Annotated in this window: 24 protein-coding genes and 1 pseudogene; 12 read left to right on the forward strand and 13 right to left on the reverse strand. The window is 58.0% G+C overall.

Annotated features, from left to right (window positions below; genetic code table 11):
* Positions 1 to 66: 66 nt before the first annotated feature.
* A pseudogene (locus ACQE3L_RS08490) lies at positions 67 to 249 on the reverse strand (IS5/IS1182 family transposase); the annotation flags it as partial.
* A gap of 458 nt (positions 250 to 707) precedes the next feature.
* On the opposite strand from ACQE3L_RS08490, the gene ACQE3L_RS08495 reads away from it, so the two are divergent.
* Positions 708 to 2,111: a transposase gene (locus ACQE3L_RS08495; protein ID WP_426963385.1), complete on the forward strand. Its 1,404-nt coding sequence runs from the start codon at positions 708 to 710 to the stop codon at positions 2,109 to 2,111.
* A 457-nt stretch (positions 2,112 to 2,568) separates the two neighbouring features.
* Complete coding sequence (locus ACQE3L_RS08500) at positions 2,569 to 3,801, forward strand: tyrosine-type recombinase/integrase (RefSeq protein ID WP_049987695.1); 1,233 nt, start codon at positions 2,569 to 2,571, stop codon at positions 3,799 to 3,801.
* Positions 3,802 to 3,834: 33 nt separating this feature from the next.
* On the opposite strand, the gene ACQE3L_RS08505 is transcribed toward ACQE3L_RS08500, so the two are convergent.
* From ACQE3L_RS08505 to ACQE3L_RS08515, 3 genes are read right to left on the reverse strand one after another with little or no spacing between them, the layout of a single operon-like run.
* Complete coding sequence (locus tag ACQE3L_RS08505; protein WP_004594625.1) at positions 3,835 to 4,488, reverse strand: hypothetical protein; 654 nt, start codon at positions 4,486 to 4,488, stop codon at positions 3,835 to 3,837.
* Positions 4,489 to 4,516: 28 nt separating this feature from the next.
* Positions 4,517 to 6,436, reverse strand: coding sequence for a heavy metal translocating P-type ATPase (locus tag ACQE3L_RS08510; protein ID WP_004594624.1), 1,920 nt, complete (start codon positions 6,434 to 6,436; stop codon positions 4,517 to 4,519).
* A gap of 4 nt (positions 6,437 to 6,440) precedes the next feature.
* A complete protein-coding gene (locus ACQE3L_RS08515) occupies positions 6,441 to 6,656 on the reverse strand; it encodes a heavy-metal-associated domain-containing protein (protein WP_004594622.1) in 216 nt (71 codons plus the stop codon).
* A 201-nt stretch (positions 6,657 to 6,857) separates the two neighbouring features.
* Here ACQE3L_RS08515 and ACQE3L_RS08520 point away from each other — a divergent pair, with 201 nt between their 5' ends.
* Positions 6,858 to 7,382 carry an ArsR/SmtB family transcription factor gene (locus tag ACQE3L_RS08520; protein ID WP_426963386.1) on the forward strand — a complete coding sequence of 175 codons (525 nt, stop codon included), beginning with the start codon at positions 6,858 to 6,860 and terminating at the stop codon, positions 7,380 to 7,382.
* 29 nt (positions 7,383 to 7,411) lie between these two features.
* On the opposite strand, the gene ACQE3L_RS08525 is transcribed toward ACQE3L_RS08520, so the two are convergent.
* The gene (locus ACQE3L_RS08525; protein ID WP_004594621.1) at positions 7,412 to 8,878 is read right to left on the reverse strand and encodes an amidohydrolase family protein; all 1,467 of its coding nucleotides are present in this window, start codon (positions 8,876 to 8,878) and stop codon (positions 7,412 to 7,414) included.
* 328 nt (positions 8,879 to 9,206) lie between these two features.
* On the opposite strand from ACQE3L_RS08525, the gene ACQE3L_RS08530 reads away from it, so the two are divergent.
* The 8 genes from ACQE3L_RS08530 to ACQE3L_RS08565 all read left to right on the forward strand — a co-directional run bounded on the left by ACQE3L_RS08530 (position 9,207) and on the right by ACQE3L_RS08565 (position 14,293).
* Positions 9,207 to 10,601 (forward strand): permease, encoded by a 1,395-nt coding sequence (locus ACQE3L_RS08530; protein WP_004594620.1) that lies wholly within the window; start codon positions 9,207 to 9,209, stop codon positions 10,599 to 10,601.
* A 125-nt stretch (positions 10,602 to 10,726) separates the two neighbouring features.
* Entirely contained in the window at positions 10,727 to 11,326 is a 600-nt protein-coding gene (locus ACQE3L_RS08535) for a helix-turn-helix transcriptional regulator (RefSeq protein ID WP_011222408.1), read from the forward strand.
* A 168-nt stretch (positions 11,327 to 11,494) separates the two neighbouring features.
* Positions 11,495 to 11,815, forward strand: coding sequence for a hypothetical protein (locus tag ACQE3L_RS08540; protein ID WP_004594618.1), 321 nt, complete (start codon positions 11,495 to 11,497; stop codon positions 11,813 to 11,815).
* A 57-nt stretch (positions 11,816 to 11,872) separates the two neighbouring features.
* Positions 11,873 to 12,226, forward strand: a complete 354-nt coding sequence (locus ACQE3L_RS08545; protein ID WP_004594617.1) for an SHOCT domain-containing protein — start codon at positions 11,873 to 11,875, stop codon at positions 12,224 to 12,226.
* A gap of 95 nt (positions 12,227 to 12,321) precedes the next feature.
* A complete protein-coding gene (locus ACQE3L_RS08550) occupies positions 12,322 to 12,738 on the forward strand; it encodes a DUF302 domain-containing protein (protein ID WP_004594616.1) in 417 nt (138 codons plus the stop codon).
* A 3-nt stretch (positions 12,739 to 12,741) separates the two neighbouring features.
* Entirely contained in the window at positions 12,742 to 13,095 is a 354-nt protein-coding gene (locus tag ACQE3L_RS08555; RefSeq protein WP_004594615.1) for an SHOCT domain-containing protein, read from the forward strand.
* 123 nt (positions 13,096 to 13,218) lie between these two features.
* Positions 13,219 to 13,527: a thioredoxin family protein gene (locus ACQE3L_RS08560; protein WP_004594614.1), complete on the forward strand. Its 309-nt coding sequence runs from the start codon at positions 13,219 to 13,221 to the stop codon at positions 13,525 to 13,527.
* 19 nt (positions 13,528 to 13,546) lie between these two features.
* The gene (locus ACQE3L_RS08565) at positions 13,547 to 14,293 is read left to right on the forward strand and encodes a plastocyanin/azurin family copper-binding protein (protein WP_004594613.1); all 747 of its coding nucleotides are present in this window, start codon (positions 13,547 to 13,549) and stop codon (positions 14,291 to 14,293) included.
* A gap of 284 nt (positions 14,294 to 14,577) precedes the next feature.
* Here ACQE3L_RS08565 and ACQE3L_RS08570 read toward each other — a convergent pair whose 3' ends face one another.
* The 8 genes from ACQE3L_RS08570 to ACQE3L_RS08605 all read right to left on the reverse strand — a co-directional run bounded on the left by ACQE3L_RS08570 (position 14,578) and on the right by ACQE3L_RS08605 (position 19,856).
* Positions 14,578 to 15,330 carry an ABC transporter permease gene (locus ACQE3L_RS08570; protein ID WP_426963387.1) on the reverse strand — a complete coding sequence of 251 codons (753 nt, stop codon included), beginning with the start codon at positions 15,328 to 15,330 and terminating at the stop codon, positions 14,578 to 14,580.
* A complete protein-coding gene (locus tag ACQE3L_RS08575) occupies positions 15,327 to 15,929 on the reverse strand; it encodes an ABC transporter permease (RefSeq protein ID WP_004594611.1) in 603 nt (200 codons plus the stop codon). The genes ACQE3L_RS08570 and ACQE3L_RS08575 overlap by 4 nt, the downstream gene beginning before the upstream one ends.
* Before the next feature lie 127 nt (positions 15,930 to 16,056).
* Positions 16,057 to 16,680, reverse strand: coding sequence for an ABC transporter ATP-binding protein (locus ACQE3L_RS08580; protein WP_004594610.1), 624 nt, complete (start codon positions 16,678 to 16,680; stop codon positions 16,057 to 16,059).
* A 216-nt stretch (positions 16,681 to 16,896) separates the two neighbouring features.
* The gene (locus ACQE3L_RS08585; RefSeq protein WP_004594609.1) at positions 16,897 to 17,499 is read right to left on the reverse strand and encodes an AsnC family transcriptional regulator; all 603 of its coding nucleotides are present in this window, start codon (positions 17,497 to 17,499) and stop codon (positions 16,897 to 16,899) included.
* A gap of 59 nt (positions 17,500 to 17,558) precedes the next feature.
* Entirely contained in the window at positions 17,559 to 17,699 is a 141-nt protein-coding gene (locus ACQE3L_RS08590; protein ID WP_011222411.1) for a YHS domain-containing protein, read from the reverse strand.
* A gap of 349 nt (positions 17,700 to 18,048) precedes the next feature.
* Positions 18,049 to 18,930, reverse strand: a complete 882-nt coding sequence (locus ACQE3L_RS08595) for a class I SAM-dependent methyltransferase (RefSeq protein ID WP_004594607.1) — start codon at positions 18,928 to 18,930, stop codon at positions 18,049 to 18,051.
* 7 nt (positions 18,931 to 18,937) lie between these two features.
* Positions 18,938 to 19,309: a hypothetical protein gene (locus ACQE3L_RS08600; RefSeq protein ID WP_004594606.1), complete on the reverse strand. Its 372-nt coding sequence runs from the start codon at positions 19,307 to 19,309 to the stop codon at positions 18,938 to 18,940.
* 52 nt (positions 19,310 to 19,361) lie between these two features.
* Positions 19,362 to 19,856 (reverse strand): DUF411 domain-containing protein, encoded by a 495-nt coding sequence (locus ACQE3L_RS08605; protein WP_004594605.1) that lies wholly within the window; start codon positions 19,854 to 19,856, stop codon positions 19,362 to 19,364.
* A 456-nt stretch (positions 19,857 to 20,312) separates the two neighbouring features.
* On the opposite strand from ACQE3L_RS08605, the gene ACQE3L_RS08610 reads away from it, so the two are divergent.
* Positions 20,313 to 21,311, forward strand: a complete 999-nt coding sequence (locus ACQE3L_RS08610; RefSeq protein ID WP_011222412.1) for a universal stress protein — start codon at positions 20,313 to 20,315, stop codon at positions 21,309 to 21,311.
* The last annotated feature ends 154 nt before the right edge of the window (positions 21,312 to 21,465 follow it).

The following is a 21,465-nucleotide window of genomic DNA, read 5'->3' on the forward strand; positions in this document are numbered from 1 at the left end:
TTGAACTATCATCAAAAATGACTCACTCTGTTGAATTTATATTACTTAAATTTCACCTCCAGTGAAATCGTCAAGCAGGCCACGGTATGTCGTGTTCTTCCGAACTTTGAGACACAACAGACCAACGTGTTGCGGGAGTGTATAGTGGTGTTTGGAGAGCTTCGAGGAGTATCGAAAGACTGCTCGTCGGGCCAGATGGATAGCTTTCGCAGTAGATCGGAGAATCTGCGACTTCGGGAGAGCCTTCATTTCGTGAAATCACAGGACAAACATATAAATCTAAGAGGATTTCAACAGAGCCAATTCCGTTGTTCTGGCTCTCTTTGTGCTTTACGCGGGTGCTCTTCTCCGGTAACACTGTGAGGTATTGACCACAATCAAGCCAGCATATATCACTTGGATAGAATTTCAATCTAGCTGTTAATTCGTGTTCTACTCAACGTTTCCACTCAAAGAGTTGATTTTGTAACCTTCCTCAGTATATTGTATGAGCACCCCTGACGATTCACCTTCTAGTGAAAAATTTTGAATGCACTCTGTGCGAAGCGTACCAGCTAGGGATCACCATCCGTAACGAGTTCAAAGAAACCGATCTCGTCACTGCGTTCGAGAACCTTGATCACTCGATAGACGCGATCAAAGACGAGTATCCAGCGTGGCATCCTGCGCCACTCTCCTTTCGAGCAATGGTCCTCTCGTTCGTTTTCATGGAGATCACCGGAGATTCGTACGCCGAGTTTTCTCGACGACTCACCCGGCAACCGGAAGTCGCCACTATTCTCGGCTTCACCCGAGTACCTGACGAATCGGCCTTCTCACGAGCGTGGCGAAATAGATTCGACGACGAGACCCACGAATATGTCCACGCTGCTGCCCACTTTGTTATCAAAGAAGTTCACGATCGCGATATCTCAGCGTCTGAGGTTCGCCCCAAGAAAGAGATCGTCGAAGGTACTGAAGAAAACATAGACTCAGTCGAAGACGAATCATTCTCACAGAACGCAATCGTCCAGACAACGCGCCTCGCGCGTGATCACGCCTTCGGTCATTTCGACTCTGATCGGGCGTCAAACACTACCTACGAAGACACGCAATTTTTCGAGTTACAGACGTTCATGGGGATGGTTCGGTGCGGAACCGCGCAAGGAGCGACTCGCTTTCAGTACCGTCGTGGTGAAGAGTATGGACCCCACGGCGACACCCACCTCCGCGCTGTCAAACAGTTCGATCCTGAAGGCCTCGTGAGCGGATTTAACGAGACGACGGATCGCTTACTCTCCGTGATCGCCTCTGAAGCATCGTTCCGGCGTCCAGTCACGGCCGCGATCGATATCACAACTATTCCCTACTACGGAGAGGTCGAAGGAATGCCGATGGTCAGCGGGACGAAGGATAGAGACGGTCGAGCGTTCAAATTCGCAACCCTCTCGATCATCGGGCAGAACATTCCGCTCGTTCTCGCCGTAGAACCGGTCCGAGAGAGCTCTGAGTGGGATGAGAACTCGTCGAATCAGATTCATCGCACTGTGCGGCGACTGGTTCGACAAGCGAAAGAACACGTTCCGATTGAGACAGTGCTGTGTGATCGGGAGTTCGATTCGATACGCGTGTTTCAGACGCTCTCAAACCTCGATGTGAACTACCTCATTCCGAAGCGAGTCTCCAGCTCTGAACGGGATGTACTCGAACAAATGGAGGAAGACGACCAAGAGGTGGCCGTTGAGTCAGCTTCTGTCCATGTGGAATCTGGATCGCATCCAATGCGGCTCCTGTACGTACCGTCGACGAGTGGTGAGGGGACGGCCGTCTTCGCGACGAATCTCCGAGTCGGTCCGGAGGAAGCCGAGTCGTTCTGTCAGCGCTACAGCCGCCGGTGGCAGATCGAGAGTGAGTACAAATCGATCAAAGGTGACTTTCTCGCCAAGACCTCCTCGAAAGACTACCGCGTTCGCCTGTTCTACTTCGTGTTCGCGGTACTCCTGTACAATATTTGGCGGCTCACCGACTTCCTGCTGAAAGCGGATGTCGACGGTGAGATGGACTATGCACCCGTGTTGACTGCGGGTGAGTGTGTTGAGCTCATTGCCTCGTCGTTGATTCCACATGACTAACCGGCTGATCTCTTAGTGACTCCTCCGTCTGGGAGTGGCAACCTTATTCAGGAGCCCCAAAATCCACGCAATTACCCACGTTCGTCCGGTAGATACGGCCATCAGGGATTTGAATTGGTGATTGGCCGGTGAGATACGCCACGAATAGATGCTAATTCGATCTGAAACTAGCCTATCCTCCGAAACTGTGAACTTCCAAGGCCCGAGATTTTGTATAGCGATATACGATATACATTCTACTGTAATGCGGAGTTCCGGCGCTAAGAGACTCTAGACCCCCGAATTCTCCCGATTGCTCAAATACAACAAGTGGTCGTGATTATGCCCGTAATCACGACCACTTTGAAGTACCCCGGCGCCGTCGGTGAAGCACGAATGCTGCAACCGCCTCACGACGACGCTTCCCCCAGGGTAGAGGACCCGAGACCGGGGCTGCAGGACGGTGGAGGGCCGGTGAATGCCTGACCGAGCGCTTTCGACGCCGCTCGACGACAGCTTCGAGCGCTACCTCCAAGACAAGGGGAAAGGCCGGGGCGGCGGCGGTGGGAACTATCGACGTAACGCTGCACGCGAGCTCGAACGGTTCGCCGAGTGGGCCGCCGGCGACCGCGGCGCCGACGACTGGACCGGGATCGCCGACGACGTCGGCCGCGAGCCGACCTTCGACGATCTCGACGAACGCGTGTTCCGGGAGTACGCCCGACATCTCGGTGGAGATCGGGGACTCAAGCAGAACACAGTACAAACCTATTACCGCTATATCTCTGCGTGGTGTGGCTGGTGCGTCAACGAGGGATATCTTGAGGCCCACTACGCGCAGCGAGCGAGTGCGATGGCGCCGCTGCCGGAGGACGACGGTCGCAAGCCCGGCGACCAGCAGGCCTGGACGTCCGAACAGCGCCACGCCCTCACCCGTCACGTCGACGAACGGGCCCGCGACGCCGTCGAGGCGTACACGACACTCCCGGAGGATACTGATCCCCTCGACAAGCAGCGAGCACGCTACGCGGCGTTGAAGGCGGCTCGTGACCGGGCGCTGGTGTTTGTCCTCGCGTACACCGCCGTCCGCGTTGGCGAACTCCTCCGCGATCCGAACGACCCGCGCCGGCGCGGCGTCCGCTGGGAGGACCTCTCCGTCGACGACGGGAGTATGGACGTCTACCGGAAGAAACAGCAATGGGATGCCGCGAGCCTTCCCGATCCGGTGATCTCGCCGTTGCGAAGCTATCGCCAGTTGATGGACCCACCAACGGAGCGCTGGCCGGTGTTTCCGACGTTCGACCAACGGACGCTCGCAGGGCTCGTCCGGGAAAACCTCGCCGAACGAGGGGAACGCCCAGAAGCAATCATTGAACGCCGTGCGGAGTACGCTCGCGACCTGCTGCTGGCGCTCGATGTGGACATTCGGCCGCCGTCGATCACGACGGACGGCGCACGGTCGATTCTCCAACGACTCTCGGAGGCCGCGGAGATCGACATCGACCATCCGAAACACGATTATCTTGCTCCGCACGGTGGCCGTCGTGGCATGGGCGAGGTTCTGGTCCGGGCATTCGGATATACTGTGGCGGCCCGATATCTCGATAATTCTGAGGAGATGGTTCGTGAGCGGTACTCGCATATCGAGGCTGGTGAGTTAGGTGATGTCGCTACTGAGGCCCTTGAGGAGATCGATAGTGTACCGCAGTAACTTATTTCGAGTGAGAGGGGTAGACCGTCGCGTTCACACCGCGTCGACGGTGAACAGCGAGTCGTCGCTGAGGACGACCTGTACCCGGCGGTGCCAGGCGTCAGCGAAAGCCTCTCGTTGCTGGTCAGTTGCCGATTCGTCGAGAATCCCTTGGAGGTTCCCGATTGCGGGTCCACCGTCAGGAACGTCGCTGACGTGGTAGGTCACTTCGACGGTCTCGTCCGTGTCGGTTCGCCGGAACCGGAACGTCGGGTCCGCCGTGTCCGGGTCGAACGCGTCGAAGCGCAGGAGGTCGCGGCGGCCGCCATAGCCGCCGGCGAGCCCGCTGAATCCGTCATCGCCGGTCGCGCCAGTCACGTACGAGATGATGCGGCTCATCACGCCGTACGCGGCATCGTCCTGCGGGCCGGCCGTCTGGACCTCGATTTCGCTCCGGACTGGATAGTCGTCGGGATACAGGGCGTCGAGCCCGAGCTGGACGATCCGATAGGCACCCGAGGCTGTCGGACAGGAGTGTCCGGCTTCTTTCACCGCGTCCCGGTAGGTGACGACGAACGGCTCGCCCGGTTCGAGGACGCCGAGGGCCTCCGCGACGGGGTCGCGGATTTCGATCGGGTCGGCGTCGTAGTCGACCTGCCAATTGGTTCTCGTCTGGGTCGTGTCAGTCGCAGTCGAATTCGATGTCATGAGTTGTGGTTGTGATCGTGTCTCGTGGTCAGTAGCGGAGCAGTCGCATCCCGTTGAGGATGACGAGGAGGACGCTGGCCTCGTGGACCAGCATTCCCGACGCGAGGGTGACGTAGCTGGTGAGCACGCCCGCGAGGAGGACGGTCACGGTCAGCACCGCGAGCCCGACGTTCTCGAGGACGTTCCAGCGCGTCGCCTTGCTGAGTTTGACCGCGTACGGGATGCGTTCGAGGTCGTCGGCCATCAACGCCATGTCAGCCGTTTCGATAGCGGTGTCCGTTCCCGCAGCACCCATCGCGATGCCGACATCGGCAGTGGCCAGCGATGGCGCGTCGTTGATGCCGTCGCCGACCATCGCGACGACGTGGCCGTCGGCCTGGTAGCCCTCGATGACGGACTGCTTGTCCTCGGGGAGGAGTTCGGCACGGTACTCGTCGATACCGACCTCCTCGGCAACGGCAGCGGCCGTCCGCTCGTTGTCGCCGGTGAGCATCACCGTCTCGATGCCAGCGTCTTGGAGCGCCGCGACGACCCCAGGAGCGGCCTCCCGGAGCTCGTCCCGCATCGCAATCGCGCCGATGATGTCCCCGTCCCGAACGACGTGGACGACTGTCTCGCCGCGCCCCTCACGCTCGCGGACGTAGTCGGCGACCCGATCGGGGACATCGACGTCGCGGTCGTCCAGCAGCGCGCGGTTGCCGACGACGACTTCCTGGCCATCGGCATGGGCGATGACGCCCTTGCCGGCGACCACGTCGAAGTCGTCGGGATCGGGGACCGACCTGCGCCCCACGTCCGTATCGTCCGCTTGGGCGACCGTCGCTCCACCGTCCGTCGCAGCCGTCTGGCGTTCGCGGGCCATGTCGACGATGGCGTCCGCGAGGTGGTGTTCGCTCTTCTTCTCGGCGGTCGCTGCGAGCGAGAGGACGTCGGCGGCGGCGACGCCGAACCCCTCGATACCGGAGACGGTGGTCTCGCCCTTCGTGAGCGTCCCCGTCTTGTCGAAGGCGACGAGATCGATCTTGCCGGCGCGTTCGAGGTGTTCGCCGCCCTTCATCAGCACGCCCGACCGGGCGGCGTTACCGATGGCCGAGACGATGCTGACCGGTGGCCCGATGACCAGCGCGCCCGGACAGCCGATGACCAGCAGCGTCAGCGACAGGATCGCGTTCTGCGTGACCGCGTACGCGCCGATAGCCAGGGCAATGACGGCCGGCGTGTAGTACTTCGCGAACCGGTCGATGAGACTCTCCGTGGGCGACTGAGCCTCCTGGGCCTCCTCGACGCGACGGATGATCCGTTCGAGAGTCGTATCCGATCCCGCTCCCGTCGTCCGGATTTCTAGCGCGCCCTCCTGGTTGACCGTCCCGGCGTACACCTCGTCGCTGTCGGCCTTGTGGACGGGCGCGCTCTCGCCGGTGACCGGCGCCTGGTTGACTGCGCTCTCGCCGTCGACGACGGTTCCGTCGACCGGGATCTTCCCGCCCGGCTTTACGACGACGACTTCGCCCTCTTCGACATCGCGGGCGGAGACCTTTTGGAGTGTCCCGTCGCGACGGACGGTCGCCGTGTCGGGCGTCATCTCCAGTAGCTCCTGAAGTGCCGTCCGGGTCTTCCGCATCGTCCGGCCTTCGAGGTAGCTGCCAAGGCTGAACAGGAAGACGACGGCGGCGGCTTCCCAGTACTCCCCGATGACGATAGCACCGATGGCGGCCAGCGTCACCAGCGTCTTGATGCCGAGCGTCCGGTTGGTGACCTCGTGGTAAGCGGTCTTGGCGATGTCGTAGCCACCCACGACCGTCGCGAGGACGAGGATGGCGGCGCTTGCCATCTCGAAACTCGTGAGGTAGCCGAGACTCCAGCCACCGCCGTACAGCAGGCCGCTTGTCGCCGTGACGATGGCCTTCCGGTGGTTCCGGTAGTACTGCGTGATCGATTGTTTGTTCATAGTGTTAGGCGGGCTGGGGAGTGTACCCCTGGTTTTCGATGGTCTCTGCGAAGGCGTCGGGGTCAGCGACGCTGTCGTCGTACTCGATCTCGACGCGGCCGGTCGCGTAGTGGACTTCGACGTGCTGGACGCCGTCGACGTTCGACAGGGCGCGTTCGACGGTACTCGCGCAGGTCGGGCAGTCGAAGTCGAGGACGCGGAATTGGGTTGTGTCGCTCATTACAGTTTGAGATAGTGCCCGTACCTCAATAAGTATTTTTTATATGATATGTTTGAATTCGGATACGAGTCGTTGGAACAGTCAAACGGGTCGTCTAGGGCTTTCGCTATCGCGGGTCCATCCTGTACTGGATACCTCGACAGACACCTACCCGACTCCTGCCCCGCTACCTTTTCCCGCGTGCTCGCGCTCAGTCCTCGTATGAGTGATTCCGATACCGACCACCGTCTCGACGACATCGCGGTGCGAGACACTCGGATTTCGGACGCCATCGACGAGCCGATGCGGGCGATGGTCCTCGACATTCTGTCCGAGGAAGCCCTAACTGCGACCGAGGTCCACGAACGCCTCGACGATCGCGGCATCGACCGGACGGAGAACACGGTCCGCCATCACATCAACGAGCTCCGGGATGCGGGCCTCGTCGACGTCGTTCGCTTCGAGGAGGGGCGTGGTGGGACGACGAAGTACTACCACGCGAACACGATCGTCCTCTCGTACTCACTACCAGATTCGGCCGACGCCGCCGTCGAGGAGATGATCGACGCTGCCCAGCCCCAGATCACGGACGCGCTCACTACGCTCACCGACGAGTGCGACGACGCTATTGAGGAGATCGTCGAGGATATGCAGCCCTGCGAGCACTGCCAGACCCAGAAGTACGAGACGTACGTTCTTCTGACCGTCCTGCGACGTGCGTTCGTTCGCGCCCACAGAAATTCCTGAGGGGGAACCACCCCTACGCTGGCAGGGTCTTAGAAGGAGAACCGATCACGCGCGGATTGCATCGCGAGGCGAGTCAGGAGTCGCGCAGGGCCACGCTTTGGGAGGTCCCGTACAGTCTCGATGCTGGTCGGCGGTTCACTACCACCAATGTCTAACTCCCAGCCTGTCTCGTCCATGAAGCGTTCGACAGCCTGATTTACTCGCTGTCGCACGTCGTCCGAGTCCATTGTCTCGGGCACACCATTCCGGAGGACGACGTCGCCGTCAACGATCACTGTCTCGACGTCGGCCGGGACCGCGTTGTTCACGACGTGTGCGGGAACGTTGGTCAGTGGCGTGAACTTCGGTTTGTCGACGTCGAGGAGGATAATATCCGCGCGCTTTCCCGCTTCGATACTGCCGATCTCGTCGCCCATCCCCAGCGCGCGTGCGCCCTCGATAGTGAGCATTCGTATCAGTTCCATCGAGTCGAACTGCCCGGCTGAACGCTTGAGATTTGCCGCCAGCCGAGCTTGCCGCGCTTCACCGAACATGCTGTACGAGTCGTGCCAGTAGTGGTCGTCAATCCCTACTCCGACGTCGACGCCGGCGGCTCGAAGCTCGGGAACGGGCGTCCACTGCGTCTCCCCGTCCGGATTCCAGTAACAGAAGACGGACGGGCAGTGCGCAACAGCCGCGTCCGCCTCGGCGGTTCGCTGGATGTCCTCTTCGTCGCCGAGGCGGAAGTGAGCAGCGACCAGTCGGTCGTCCAGGAGTCCAACGTCGTCGAGCAATCCTACCGAGTCCTCGCCACCGTTCGCTCGTGCCATCGTGTTACTCTCCTCGAGTTCGAGCAAGTGCGTGTGGACGAGCAGGTCCGGATACTCTGCGGCGAGGGATGCGGTCCGTTCCCACAGCTGCCGGGTACACGACCAGTCGTCGTGCGGGCAGATCGTCGCCCTGATTCGGCCGTCGTACGTGTCGTGGTACGTTTCGACGAACTCGCGAGCACGGGCGAACTGCTGATCGACTGGTTGGTCCCAGAAGAGGTCCGAGATCGCCGGGCCGAAAAATCCGCGGAGCCCTGCTTCCCCGAACGTCTCCGCACCTGCGGCAGGCCGTGCGTCCATGGAGTTCACGGTCGTGACACCGCCCAGGAGGAAATTGAGCGCTGCGAGCTCGACGCCTGCCTCGACGAGGTACTCGAATTCGCCGTTCCCTAGTCTGTTAAACAAGGCCGTCCCACTCCCGAGCATCTCCGTCAGCTCGAGTTCGCTAAACGCACCGATGAGCGGTGTCATCTCCAGGTGCGTGTGGGCGTTCACCAACCCCGGCATCACCAGTTTCCCGTTCCCGTCGATAACGGTGGATGCTTCTAATTCTCCGTCTCCTGCACGTGATGGTCGGACTTCTTCGATACAGCCATCGGTGATGCATACTGTGCCGCGCTCGTACAGGCGGTTCCGCTCGTCGGCTGTGAGAACGAGTGCATCATGGATTGCCAGATCGACAGCCATCGTAAATTAGGAAGTGGATGTGACAGTTACCGTACTGGACAACCGAGCAGGCCGGCGAAGGCTGTTCTTCCAGGTGGTGTTCCCCTCATTTGGGATATCATCGGTCTCTACTGGTCCCATTAGCCTCTAATACGTCGGCGTGATTTAATCAGATTCCCCTTTTGAATCTGAAGTCGGATTCCGTGGAGCTTGTGGAGGTTTGCAATGTTTTCCCCTCTTCACGATAGATCATCTATGGCCGACGGTTACGATGCCATAGTACTGATACCCTCATAGGCAGTATATTCTAACCAAAACCGCAATAGATGATCCCTACAATGATACACCTATGCAGGCGACGATAATCGACGGAGTTCTTGAATCCCTTCGTATCGGTGTCGGATTTCTCTGGACGGCGGCGTGGGCGATCATCATGGGCCTCACGATTACGAGTCTCGTCCAGGTCTACGTCTCGAAGGAGCGGATGGCACAGGTGCTGGGTGAGGGCGATCTAACTGGACTTACCAAGGCGACTGTGTTCGGAGCAGCAAGCAGTGGCTGTAGTTTCGGCGCCGTCGCCATCGGGAAGGGCCTGTTCAAGAAGGGGGCGCACGCGGTGAACTTCCTCGCGTTCATGTTCGCGTCGACGAACCTCATCGTCGAACTAGGGCTGATGATTCTCATCCTGCTTGGCTGGGAGTTCCTCGTCGCGGAACTGCTCGGCGGCCTGATTCTCATCGCCGTCATGGCCGCCATCGTCCACCTCACGCTTCCCGAAAACCTGTTTAACGAAGTCCGCGAGAAGCTCAACGAGCGCGACCGCCAGGCGGGCGTCACGGAAGATCCCACCTGCGGGATGGAGGGGAAAGACGAGTACACGCTCACGACCGACGGCGGTGAGACGCTCAAATTCTGCTCGGAGGGCTGTATGGAGACCTATCGCCAGGAGACGTCGAGTAGCGGCGGGTGGCGTGACGAGTTGCTGTCGTGGGGTGGCTGGTACAAGGTCGGGAATCAGTACCGCAAGGAGTGGTCGATGATCTGGAAAGACATCGTCGCCGGCTTCCTTATTTCTGGGTTCGTCATCGTCTTCGTCCCGCAGTGGGTGTGGAACACGCTGTTCATTCAGGGCGACGGCCTGCTCGTGACTGCCGAGAACGCCGTCATGGGCGTCATCATCGCCGTCCTCAGTTTCGTCGGCAGTATGGGCAACGTCCCGTTCGCCGTCGCGCTCTGGGGTGGTGGCGTCAGCTTCGCCGGGATCATCGCGTTCGTCTACGCCGACCTCATCACCGTGCCCGTCCTGAACGTCTACCGGAAGTACTACGGCTGGAAGGTGATGCTGTACATCCTCGGCGTCTTCTTCGTCACGATGGCGTTCACCGGCTTCCTCATGGAGCTGCTGTTCGACGCGCTGGGTATCGTTCCAGATCTGGCGGGCGGCGAGACGGCGACTGAACAGACGTACTTCGAGCTCAACTACACGTTCTACCTCAATATTATCGCCTTTGCGCTCTCCGGGTTCCTTCTGTATGTCTACCGGCGGGGACTCGGCGCACCAGGTCAGTATCGAGATCCGGTGTGCGGGATGCGAACCGACGATGAGGGCCCGAGTGCGTCCCACGATGGGACGACGTACTATTTTTGCTCAAAGAAATGCAAGCGTACGTTCGAAGAAGAACCAACGGAATTTACTAATCAAAGCCCGCAAATATCGAGCCACGATCACGATCATGACCACTGATGATCGCACTGTGGTTCATCCGCTGTGATGGGGTTCATCATCACAGTTTCAATCCGCAATTGTCACACCTACTGCGCTCAAATAGACGGTATGAATAGTCAAATCCCGCAACTCGGGGCTGTCATATGAATCGCCGTCGAGCAGATACTGTCGTCGGTGTGCTTCTCGGGTTCGTTCTCCTGGCCGGCGGGGTACTCAGTTGGCGGGCCTATCAACAGCGTCGGGCTATCGAGCAATCGATGGGGTCAATGATGGGTTCATCTATGGGAACGATGCACGGCCCAGACCCCCTCTGGTACGTGGTTGGAACCCTGCTGGTTGCTGGCGTTATCGGTGGCGTCTATTACGTGGTCCGGGGAGAACTCACCGATCCAGAAGTGGCCGACACAACGGCGCCTGTCGATCCTGCACAGACATCGGCGGCAACAGCTACGTCGATGGATGATGACGCTGCACCGGCGACGTCTATCAATCCTGAATCGGACCCCCAAGCACGCGTTCTCGATCTCTTACCGGATGATGAACGACGCGTCCTCGAACCCGTCCTGAACTCCCCCGGAATCACGCAGATTGAACTTCGGGATCGATCTGAGTTCTCGAAGAGTAAAGTAAGCCAGACCGTGAGTTCACTCGAGGAGCGAGGTCTGCTGTATCGGGAACGACAGGGTCGGACCTATCGTGTGTATCCGAGTGATGACCTTCGGCAGCAACAACCGGGAAAATAGTCGCTATCTATCGGGCGCTCTCCCTCTCGAATTCCGTAGGTATGAACGGTCTCCCTCGAGCAAAACGGTTAGAAGATGTTATAGACGTTCTCGAACGTTCTCCTGTATGGATTCACACCCATGTCGATAACTCCCGAGCAGGCCTACGAGTAACCGAGGAGAGAGACAATGACCAACTTCAAACTCGGCCGGTGGCTGCTCGTGGCGCTCGCGATTGTCGGACTCGCGTTCGCCGCACCGGCAGTCAGCGCACACGACAACGCAACGACCGCTGACGACGCGCCTACGGACAATGCCACCGCAGATGAATGGGCCACTTGGATGGAGGCACAGATGACCGAACACATGGGCCCGGGTAGCGTCGAGTGGATGGAGTCGCACATGGGTGTGACCGTCGACGAGATGGCCCAGGACATGGCTGACGGGGAATACCACGACGGGGCTGACGACGGCTACAACGGCGGGATGTACGGGCAGGGCCACTGCTGACGGCTCTGGCCGTTTCGATCGCTCCAATCGAACACCACAACTCACCAACGCAAGATAATGACGCAACTCACCACTCACATCGGACGCACTGCTCGGCGACTCGCGATCCTCGCCGTCCCGCTGCTAGTTGCGGCGACTGGACCGGCTGTTGCCCACGGTAGTGGGAGCTACGGCGGCGGCATGATGGGGGGCGGCTGGGGCCTCTTCGGTGGAGCGATGGGGCTCTGGGGGTTCCTCTGGATGGGGCTCCTCATCGCCGTTCCGCTCTACATTGTCTATGCGCTCCTCAATCGAGGCTCCGGTGGGAACGAAGAGCAGTCGCTGTCGGTTCTCCGTGAGCGCTACGCCCGCGGAGAGCTCTCGGATGACGAATTCGATCGGCGGCGAGAACAGCTCGAACGCACCGGATGACTGGAGCAGCTGCTGTTCCAGCCGATACATCATATTCCCAACGGCCGCCGTTGCGGCACCCAACCGTTAACCCCGTAGACGGGGTATGATACTTCATGGAATACACAATACAGACTTCAGTCACCGGTGAGTTCGACGACGTCGTCGACACGACGATTGCGGCGCTCAAAGACGAAGGATTCGGCGTCCTCTGTGACATCGACGTCCAAGCGACGCTCGAGGAGAAACTCGGCGAGGAGTTTCGACAGTACTGCATCCTCGGTGCGTGCAACCCGGGGCTGGCACACGAGGGCCTGAACGAAGAGATCGAACTCGGCGCACTCCTCCCGTGTAACGTCATTGTCTACGAAACCGACGGCGGCGAGGTCATGGTGAGTGCCGTCGACCCACAACAGCTCGTCGGCATCGCCGACAACGAGGCACTCGACTCGATCGCGAACGAGGTCCACGACCGGTTCGAACGCGTTCTCGCCAGCGTCGCGGACGAACTCGAATCATCGACCGAGATCTGAACCATGACATCATCAAACCAACTCGACACCACAACCATCGTCCTCCTCATCCTCGGGGCGATCATCGTCCTCCCCTTGCTCACGATGGGGATGGGATTCGGCGGGATGATGGGATACGGTGGAATGATGGGTGGATACGGGACGACCAGCGGCTGGTGGCCACTCGTCGGGATGCTCGTCCAGCTGGTCTTCCTCCTCCTCCTGCTCGGTGGCGGATATCTCGTCTTCCGTCGCGTGACGGCATCGCAGTCGTCGCGGAATCCCGCAATGGAGGAGCTGCGTATGGCATACGCCCGCGGAGATCTCACCGAGGAAGAGTTCGAGGCGCGTCGGAACAAGCTCGAACGCTCGGAGTGACGGTCCGACCACCAACCTCCGGCGTTACTCACGTCCGGCCCCTTGGAATCCGAAATCTGTGACCCTCACAGCTTTCGGATGTGAATAGAAGTGTGCTAAAAGCATAAGACCATACTAGCTACTATGACGGAAGTTATCCTGTTCACACAGGAGACTTGTGGAGCGTGCGCAACGCAGCGAGAGAAAAACGAGGGTATCGAAGATGCGTATCCGGATGTCGAGTTCCGGGAGGTCGACATCCAGACCGATCTGGAGACGGCCGAGGAGTACGGTGTCCGAAAGACGCCAACGACGCTCGTGTATGCAAACGGGGAACAGACGGCCGAGTTCATCGGCATCGTCGACCGGGACGAATTGGAGGCTGCCATCGAGAGCGCCGGCCAGCAATCGCCCGGACTCACGAACCGGCTCGCCAGCATCATCCGTGGATAACAGAAGCCAACCAGCTACAATGACAGACTACAGTAGACGCCAGTTCCTGGGAGCGCTCGGTGCTGGCACAGTCGCGAGTGCGGGATTCACCCAACCAGTCGCCGCACAGGAGACGCCCGTCGTGAAGATGGGCAACAACTACTTCGACCCGATCGGGCTCCACGTCGAACCTGGCACGACCGTCCGCTTCGAGATAGCAGCCGGAGCTCACTCGGCGACGGCCTATCCGGACCGCGTTCCCGCCGACGCCACCGCCTTCGACAGCGGGACCATCTCGCAGGGGAGCTTCGAGCACACGTTCGAGGTGCCCGGAACGTACGACTACTACTGCATCCCTCACAAGACGGTCGGCATGGTCGGTCGCATCGTCGTTGGTAGCCCTGGCGGTCCAGCTGAAGACAGCCCGATCCCGGACGGCGAGGTCCCAGACAGCGAAACGATCGTCCAGAACGGCGCCGTTGCCGTCGGCTCGGACGTCGACGGCAGTGGGAGTACCGATGGCGGAATGATGGGTCCAGGGATGATGCACGGCCGGAACGGTGGATGGTTCGGTGGGCTGCCGTTCGTCGGCGGGGCACTCGGGATGCTGGGGCTGGTCGGCGGCTTCCTCTACTGGGCAATGGGTCGAGGCGATGCACCTCCAGAGAGTGACGATTCCGCTATGGAAACCCTCCAACGTCGTTACGCACGAGGCGAGATCGACGAAGAAGAGTTCCAGAAGCGTCGTGAACGGTTGGAGACTGGGAGTGAAGACCCATCTCGGTAAGGCGCGGTGTCGTCGCCATTTCTACACGCCTGAGGTCCCTCGCTCAGGAGTCCTTCGAAGACCTGTTCCTACGCCGCGGCACTTCTCCGCGGAACGTAAGCCGCACTCATCGGTGCCCAGAGAACGAGGGACACAGCAGCAACCAGAGTCCACCGAACCGTTTGCCCGATCAGACGGTCGTAGTGAAATCCGAGTCAAACTATCCAATTGAGCGAAGCTGGATATAGTGCTGTTTGGGTCTTCTCCCCTACAGTTACCGGAGTAAGTAGTCTACTGGCCTGATCTTACTTCTCCTGTGTAATTCGGTAGTAGACGCCGATTGTGAGGACAGCTACGAGGAGGAGGTATCCAGTAGCCCACACCAATGAGAGAGTCGTATCTACGTCCGTTGTGAGTCCGGTATCGACCATCACACGGACGGGCCAATAGCCGGGGAGTAGTTTCATCCACCATTCGGGCTCGGACTGGATGAACAGCGGATCCTGGAAGAGTCCGATATCGAGCATCGGGAGAATCAGCATTAGCCACATCCCGGCTAGGCGGTCGAAAACGGCCCCGACGAGCATCCCGATGAGACCATACGTGACCGAGACGACGAGCATCGCTGCGACGAACCACCAGAGATGCTCAGGCTGGAAATCGACGAGCATCACGCCGACTGAGACGCCGGTAACGATGAGAGTGATTGCTGCGAGGACCCCAAACCGGGCAGTGATTACCTGTCGTGCACGATAGCCGGCGACTGCCAGACGACCGTCTGTGTCTTTGGCTTCTCGCATCAGGAACAACCCGGCGAGTCCCGCGATGAGGGCGCTCGTAATCGGCGTCATAATCACGCCGTGGACCTCAGGCATCCCTCGCATGACCGTCACCGTCTCACCGTCGACGAGCGTCCGAACCGGCATCTCGACGTCCTGGGTGACTGCGAACGCCAACGTGATGAACGAGACCGGTAGGACGACCAGTAGAGCGACGAGGACGTAGTTTCGCGCCTGTTCTTTGATGCCGATTGTGGACGCCGTTGTCGTACGACTCATGCGGACCACCCACCACTGGTGCGCATCGTCACTCCGAACACTGCGGTGACGAGTACAAGCAGGACTAGCAGGTATCCGGCGACGAAGCCGAGATCACCCGTCGTATATGTGCCTTGGAACATCGCCTCCTGAAGGAGTTCCTTTGGATGATAGAGCGGGAAGTATTCCACGAACTCGGGAACGTCGGCGGCCAGCGGACTGTCGCCACTGAGGAACGCATCCATCATTGCAAGGAACACCACGACGAGCGAGCCTTCGAACAGTCGTGGAAGGAGCGCCCCGACGAGTGCGCCAAGAAACGCATAGACGAGGCCGGCAAGTACGAGGAATACGAACGTCAGGACAGGGGCTCCCGGTGAAATCGTCAGCCAGAGAACGCCGTAGTTTACGGCAGCCACGACAACGGTCACTCCTCCGAGCGCCGCTAATCGAGTCGCAAGCAGTGTTCGGGGTGGATAGCCTGTCTGAACGAGTCGCCGATCGGCTGCACGCGCACTAATCATCTGCGCGAGTCCCATCAGGCCGGCAATGATGGCGACCCCGAATATCGCTCCGAGAAGGCGACCTAGCTCGATCGGAATCGCCTCGACCGTCGGCATACTTGGTAACCCAGCCATTGCTTGTCCCCAGCCTTCGATAACGACAATCGGAAGGAGAAGTGCTAGGACAACATTCAGGGGGGTTCTGAGGAAGGTGGAGACGTTCGCCCGAATCCCCGTCCAAACCCTATTCATCGGTCTCTTCCCCCCGTTCACTGGCCGTTGCATCAGTCTCGCCTTCCTGGTCAGTCACGTCGTAGACCTGTCCGTCACGAACCTCATAGATGCGGTCGAGACGACTTTGCTCTTCGATCAGGTGTGAAATCATCGTGACAGCTGTTCCGTCGGCAGCGAGTTCCTCGGCGAGATCCCAGAACGTGAGATACGTTTCCCAGTCGAATCCAGTGTAGGGCTCGTCCAGCATGAGGACGTCCGGATCGTGCATCAGGGCGATACTGAGATTGATTTTCTGCCGGTTTCCACCACTGAGTTGGTCGATTCGGTAGTCAAGGTACTGCTCGAAATCGAGTTTCGACGCCAAGCGGTGTTTGGCCTCGTCGATTTCTTCGGCGGTCATTCCGTATCCGGAACCGAACAGTCGGAACGTCTCTCCGACCGTCAAGCGGTCGTAAAGCAGTGGTTCCTGTGGACACCAGCCAACGGTTCCCGTCCGTTCGACTGTTCCGGAATCCTGTTCGAGGACACCGACGAGGATGTTCATGAGCGTGGATTTGCCCGACCCGTTCGCGCCGACGATCCCGACGATTTCCCCCGTCCGAATTTCGAGATCGGCATCGGTGAGGACGGTCACTGACCGCGTAAATGGAAAACTCGATCCGTACGTTTTTTCAATCTCATTAGCACGGACGAGTACCTTGTTGCTTGTAGCTTCTCCTTTGGTGGTTGTGGACGCTTCCATAGGTGTATACACACGCTTCTAATTCACTGCGATTACTGTTTCAAATCAAAACTATTTGCAGCAAACTCGTAAGCAATCAGGAATTGAGTATACAGCTAATGCTAGACTCTAAGCATCAGATTTCTCTTGACTTTCTGTATACTGTTCCCTATACGTTGTTTCACAGTTCTCACTGCAAAACTGCTGGAGTGAACCACCGACACGGGTGGCTAGTCCGTCTTCACCGACAGTAGTTCCGCAATTTGCACATTTGAGTGCGGATTCAGTCCCCTCGGCATACGCTGATTGAGCAGCGTTCGACAGCAGTTGTACGTCGTATCGCCGCACGTCAGTCAGTGGTAGATATTGCTGCGCCCAGTTTCCGACTGTATTCCGCGGCGGCGTCGCAACAGCTACGATTTCGCCCTCCGCAGTTGTGAATACGTGTTCTACGGCTGGGGTCTCGAGGATCGATTCTCGAAGAGAATCCGTCTTTCCGAGCTCAGGCTGGAGGCGTACCATGACGTGTATCCGGTTTTCGTACTGTGTGAGGTCGAGATCAACGGTGAATCGACGAATGACATCTTCTTGCTCCAACTGACGGACGCGTGCTGAAACGGACGGGGGTGAAAGATTTACAGCCTCAGCAATAGTGCTGTAGGGTCGTCTCGCGTTCTCCGCTAAAAGACGGAGGATTTCGCGATCCGTGTCGTCAAGTTCTGGTTGGGTCATCGAAAGGCGGAATGGGGGTGGGTGTGGGGGAGCTACGACGCAGGTGTGGGGTGTGACGGTTAGACGTACTCCTCCGGTGTCGAGGTGAACGTCTCCTTGCAGCCCTCGGCACAGAAGTAGTACGTCTGACCGTCGTACTCAGCTGTGGCCGCCGGATCACTTTCATCGACGTCCATTCCACAGACTGGATCAGTTGCCATTCGGTTTCACCCCACATCAATGGTACGAGGGCCTGAATCAAGCAATTTGTTCTTAGCAATCCAAAGTCGGGATACATAGCGATTTGAGCCGTGCTGCACGGTTTGGCTTTTCTGACTCCACAATCAACGGTTAGTACCTCACAATCCCGAACTATCGTTCGAGTATACCAACGGATTCCTATCTGTGTCCTATATAAATACTGGAGTCTGAACCAATTCTAAACCTATGGGTCACGATCCACCACACGACAATCACGAGCAGTGAAGACCCCACAGGTCCATCCAAATTCGTGGATGCTCAAGCGTCGACGTGACGATCCGATTCTTTCTTGCGCCGTGCAAGTAGCAGTCAAGTAGTCTCTAGTTCCGCAACGAAGATAACGTGTCGCAGGAACGGCAGCGCGTGGTGAGCCTTCCGTACCTGCTCAGTAATCGCTGGGGGATCGAGATCATACGCTCCTAACAGTCGTTCAATGAGAGCCCGGAGCGGGCTCGTGAGTAGCTGGAGGTACAGCGTCGTCCACTTTCGGAAGCGTCCGACGCTGTGTTTCGTGATATCTTCGACCGCTTTGAGCTCAAAGCTCGTCTCGTCGAGAGCAGCTTTGTATCCTTCAACAGTACCCAAGGACGGCATATCCCACGCATCCGCAAATGAATCGACCAATCTCCGTTCCGTTTCAGTCACGTCTGACTGCATCACGAGATCGGAGACTACGAGAACCCCCTCGGGTTCGAGGGTATCTGCGACTGTAGCGAAAACGCGATTCCGCTCGGGGAGGTATACGAGTGCGTCGATGGCTGTACACGCGGTAAACGAGTCCCTGGTAAACGGGAGTTGTGTCGCGTCACCGATGATGAACTCGGAATCGAGGTGCTTACCCCGTGCGTTCTCGGTTGCCATCTGGATGTTGTACGGAACGAGGTCGACACCAGTGACGTTGAAGCCGAACTGATAGGCGAGGTGGAGGGCTGGACCCCCCCGACCGCAGCCGACATCGAGGAGGCGCACTCCGTCGGTTGTGGGTAGATGCGACGCGACCCTTGAGCCGACTTCCGTGACGAGGCGACGTTGACTCGAACCGGCTATATGTGGCTGGTACCACTCCGAGTAGCCGAGATTGAGGAACTCGTCAGTATCGAACAGGAGGTCGAACGCCCGCCAGATATCGGCTCGCTCGCCGCGGTAAGAAAACTGGTCGGTGATTCGGTGGCGGAGAGTACTCTGATCCATCGGCCACCTACTCGAGTTCGGAAACCTCCGAATAGCAGTACTCGGATTCGTCGCAGTACGCGAGGTCGGCACACCCGCGAGGACGCTGGTAGTCGATTCCCTTGTGCCGTCGGAGATACGTCACGTATCCGTCGTCGACGCGGTCCAGGATGTCGTGACAGATCCACTTCTCCCTAACCCACGTAGTGCCCAGATTTCGGTACGGACACAGGAAGATCGTCCGTTCGACCGAATCAACCTGTGGCGTCTCGACGATCCGGACACCGACAAGGCGATAGGCGATGCGAAGACGGGTAACGACCGATTCTGGCGTATTCGCGCCGAGGAAAAGGACGTATGCAAGCACGTATCCGAGATCGTGGAGGAGTCGTCGAATCATTGTTTAGGGTGTCGACTGCCGTCCCAAAGTATCTTGACCAGGTGTTTTCTGTTCAGATTTCGGTGTACACGTCACCTGTCTTTCCGCCGCCGAGTTTGTAGACGGTGAATGTGTCGGACTTCGTCCCGCCCATCCCCGGCGATCCAGCCGGCATCCCGGGCAACGCGATGCCGTCAATCGCCGGCTCTTCCTCGAGCATCGTCGCGATAACCTCGGCAGGAACATGTCCTTCGACGACGTACTCGTCGAGGACGAGTGTGTGACAGCTCTGTAGATCCGATGGAATACCGTGTTGGCGCTTGAGATCCGTCACGTCCTCGGTTTCGGTTTCCCCGAGCGTCGTGTCGAGCTGTTCCCGCAGGTACGACGCATATTTTCCACAACAGCTACAGCCTGGTGAACTGTATTGTTGGGCGTTCGTCACCGCTAGCGTTCCCTCGATATCCCACTCATCCCCACTCGATGACCCCAAACAACCGGCGGTTCCGAGTGCGACTGTCGTCGCACCGACCCGTAGTAGTTCGCGACGAGTTACGGCCCGTTCCATATGCTCGTCACTTGGCTCGGAAGTATTCAATTGTACGTCGACCTTTCCTGTGTATTGAGAACGGATTCAAGCACGACGGGGAAGGTGACTTTCAGTTCTGAGGAGGAAACCCCAAAGGTCAGAGTCCCGTATTCGTCTCTATGTGGCGACCCTCATCGGTCGAGGGTGCTGCCGTGACGGTTTTCCGTCAACGAGCATATCGGCCTTAAATTGCGCCCAACATGACCCAGAGCATGACTCGTCGCACCGACTCCGACACTTCACTCCTCGAAACTGTGGGAAATACGCTCTCGTCGAACTGATGCGACTCCAAACGACGTCTCCACTCTTTTCGAAATAGACGTGCTATAGCGAGTTACTTGCGATAAAAGCCTCAAGTCACCACCCCAGAGACTGTTCTCCCGGTTTCGATTCTTAACAGAAAGCACGGTAAATCGTCGTTACGTATAGATATGTATGAACTCCCCCAGCCATCTAGAAGTTCGAGAAGGTGCGGACATCAACCTGTACAACCAGATCCTCATTCCACTCTACGGAGCTGATATAAGGGACTCAGTGGTCCAATATGGCCTATCACTTGCAGAAACGTATGATGCGGCTCTCCACGTGTTATATATTCAAGATGAGGAACGCACGGAGGTGGAATCCGATCAAGTCACTAAACAAGAGGAATGGGACGCAGCAGCGGTAATTGAACCCGTGGTGGATCAGGCCCACTCGCTCGGACTCAATGTGATACCAGCAGTGGATAGTGGGCACTCTCCAGGTGTTATTCGGGAATACGCTGAGGAGAATGATATCGATTTGCTTGTCCACCAGAAACCTACACAGACTAGATTAGCACGAATTCTCCGGAGAGACGTCTCCAGCCACATCATTCAAAATATCTCTCTTCCTGTCTTGACGATACCTGATATGGATCCCTCTGATCCGGTAGGAGAGTTATCTACTAGTCAGTTCACAGATATTCTCGTGCCTACGGATGGATACGACGAGGCATCTGTGGCCTTCAAACATGGGCTACAAATTGCTAAACGGTATGATGCAACCCTACATGGACTTTTTATCATTTCCGAACAGTCCTATTCGAGTCGGCCTGGATTCACGTGGGAAGAGGTCACTGACTCTTGGGAACAGCGGGGAACTCGGCTCTTGGAGGACATTACGGAGAAGGCAGCGACCTTGGACGTTCCTGTCCGAACTACGTTGAGATTTGGTCAACCTCAGCAGGAGATTCTCAAATACACTGAGGTGACTGACATCGACCTTGTTACAATGGGGACACGAGGATTGACTGGCATTCGTCGGCTATTACAGGGAAGCGTCGCAGCTCAAGTGATCGAGGAAGCAGATTACCCCGTTCTAACGATTAACCGAAGGACAGCTGAATTGAAAAAACACCCGTACACCTTTCTTCGAAAGACAAACCAGAATCGGAAGTCAAGGCTATATTGAAATATTATTTGTAATATACTAATTTCAGTCTTAAATTCGGAAATTCTAATTGCGTATTAATCCCCGTTTCTTCTACCAAACCAAAGAGTGTTAAGTTCGTTCTGCTGAATAAAGCGCGCGTACTGACCAGAAGGAAAACCAAGAAACGACAGGG

Origin of the sequence: Haloparvum alkalitolerans, from assembly GCF_050122995.1 — an archaeon.
GTDB lineage: Archaea > Halobacteriota > Halobacteria > Halobacteriales > Haloferacaceae > Haloparvum > Haloparvum alkalitolerans.

Bases quoted from the DNA above. Each gene is read 5' to 3' on its own strand.
- ACQE3L_RS08495 (WP_426963385.1), top strand. From the start codon at position 708: ATGGAGATCACCGGAGATTCGTACGCCGAGTTTTCTCGACGACTCACC.
- ACQE3L_RS08500 (WP_049987695.1), top strand. From the start codon at position 2,569: ATGCCTGACCGAGCGCTTTCGACGCCGCTCGACGACAGCTTCGAGCGC.
- ACQE3L_RS08505 (WP_004594625.1), bottom strand. From the start codon at position 4,488: ATGACATCGAATTCGACTGCGACTGACACGACCCAGACGAGAACCAAT.
- ACQE3L_RS08510 (WP_004594624.1), bottom strand. From the start codon at position 6,436: ATGAACAAACAATCGATCACGCAGTACTACCGGAACCACCGGAAGGCC.
- ACQE3L_RS08515 (WP_004594622.1), bottom strand. From the start codon at position 6,656: ATGAGCGACACAACCCAATTCCGCGTCCTCGACTTCGACTGCCCGACC.
- ACQE3L_RS08520 (WP_426963386.1), top strand. From the start codon at position 6,858: ATGAGTGATTCCGATACCGACCACCGTCTCGACGACATCGCGGTGCGA.
- ACQE3L_RS08525 (WP_004594621.1), bottom strand. From the start codon at position 8,878: ATGGCTGTCGATCTGGCAATCCATGATGCACTCGTTCTCACAGCCGAC.
- ACQE3L_RS08530 (WP_004594620.1), top strand. From the start codon at position 9,207: ATGCAGGCGACGATAATCGACGGAGTTCTTGAATCCCTTCGTATCGGT.
- ACQE3L_RS08535 (WP_011222408.1), top strand. From the start codon at position 10,727: ATGAATCGCCGTCGAGCAGATACTGTCGTCGGTGTGCTTCTCGGGTTC.
- ACQE3L_RS08540 (WP_004594618.1), top strand. From the start codon at position 11,495: ATGACCAACTTCAAACTCGGCCGGTGGCTGCTCGTGGCGCTCGCGATT.
- ACQE3L_RS08545 (WP_004594617.1), top strand. From the start codon at position 11,873: ATGACGCAACTCACCACTCACATCGGACGCACTGCTCGGCGACTCGCG.
- ACQE3L_RS08550 (WP_004594616.1), top strand. From the start codon at position 12,322: ATGGAATACACAATACAGACTTCAGTCACCGGTGAGTTCGACGACGTC.
- ACQE3L_RS08555 (WP_004594615.1), top strand. From the start codon at position 12,742: ATGACATCATCAAACCAACTCGACACCACAACCATCGTCCTCCTCATC.
- ACQE3L_RS08560 (WP_004594614.1), top strand. From the start codon at position 13,219: ATGACGGAAGTTATCCTGTTCACACAGGAGACTTGTGGAGCGTGCGCA.
- ACQE3L_RS08565 (WP_004594613.1), top strand. From the start codon at position 13,547: ATGACAGACTACAGTAGACGCCAGTTCCTGGGAGCGCTCGGTGCTGGC.
- ACQE3L_RS08570 (WP_426963387.1), bottom strand. From the start codon at position 15,330: ATGAGTCGTACGACAACGGCGTCCACAATCGGCATCAAAGAACAGGCG.
- ACQE3L_RS08575 (WP_004594611.1), bottom strand. From the start codon at position 15,929: ATGCCGACGGTCGAGGCGATTCCGATCGAGCTAGGTCGCCTTCTCGGA.
- ACQE3L_RS08585 (WP_004594609.1), bottom strand. From the start codon at position 17,499: ATGACCCAACCAGAACTTGACGACACGGATCGCGAAATCCTCCGTCTT.
- ACQE3L_RS08590 (WP_011222411.1), bottom strand. From the start codon at position 17,699: ATGGCAACTGATCCAGTCTGTGGAATGGACGTCGATGAAAGTGATCCG.
- ACQE3L_RS08595 (WP_004594607.1), bottom strand. From the start codon at position 18,930: ATGGATCAGAGTACTCTCCGCCACCGAATCACCGACCAGTTTTCTTAC.
- ACQE3L_RS08600 (WP_004594606.1), bottom strand. From the start codon at position 19,309: ATGATTCGACGACTCCTCCACGATCTCGGATACGTGCTTGCATACGTC.
- ACQE3L_RS08605 (WP_004594605.1), bottom strand. From the start codon at position 19,856: ATGGAACGGGCCGTAACTCGTCGCGAACTACTACGGGTCGGTGCGACG.
- ACQE3L_RS08610 (WP_011222412.1), top strand. From the start codon at position 20,313: ATGAACTCCCCCAGCCATCTAGAAGTTCGAGAAGGTGCGGACATCAAC.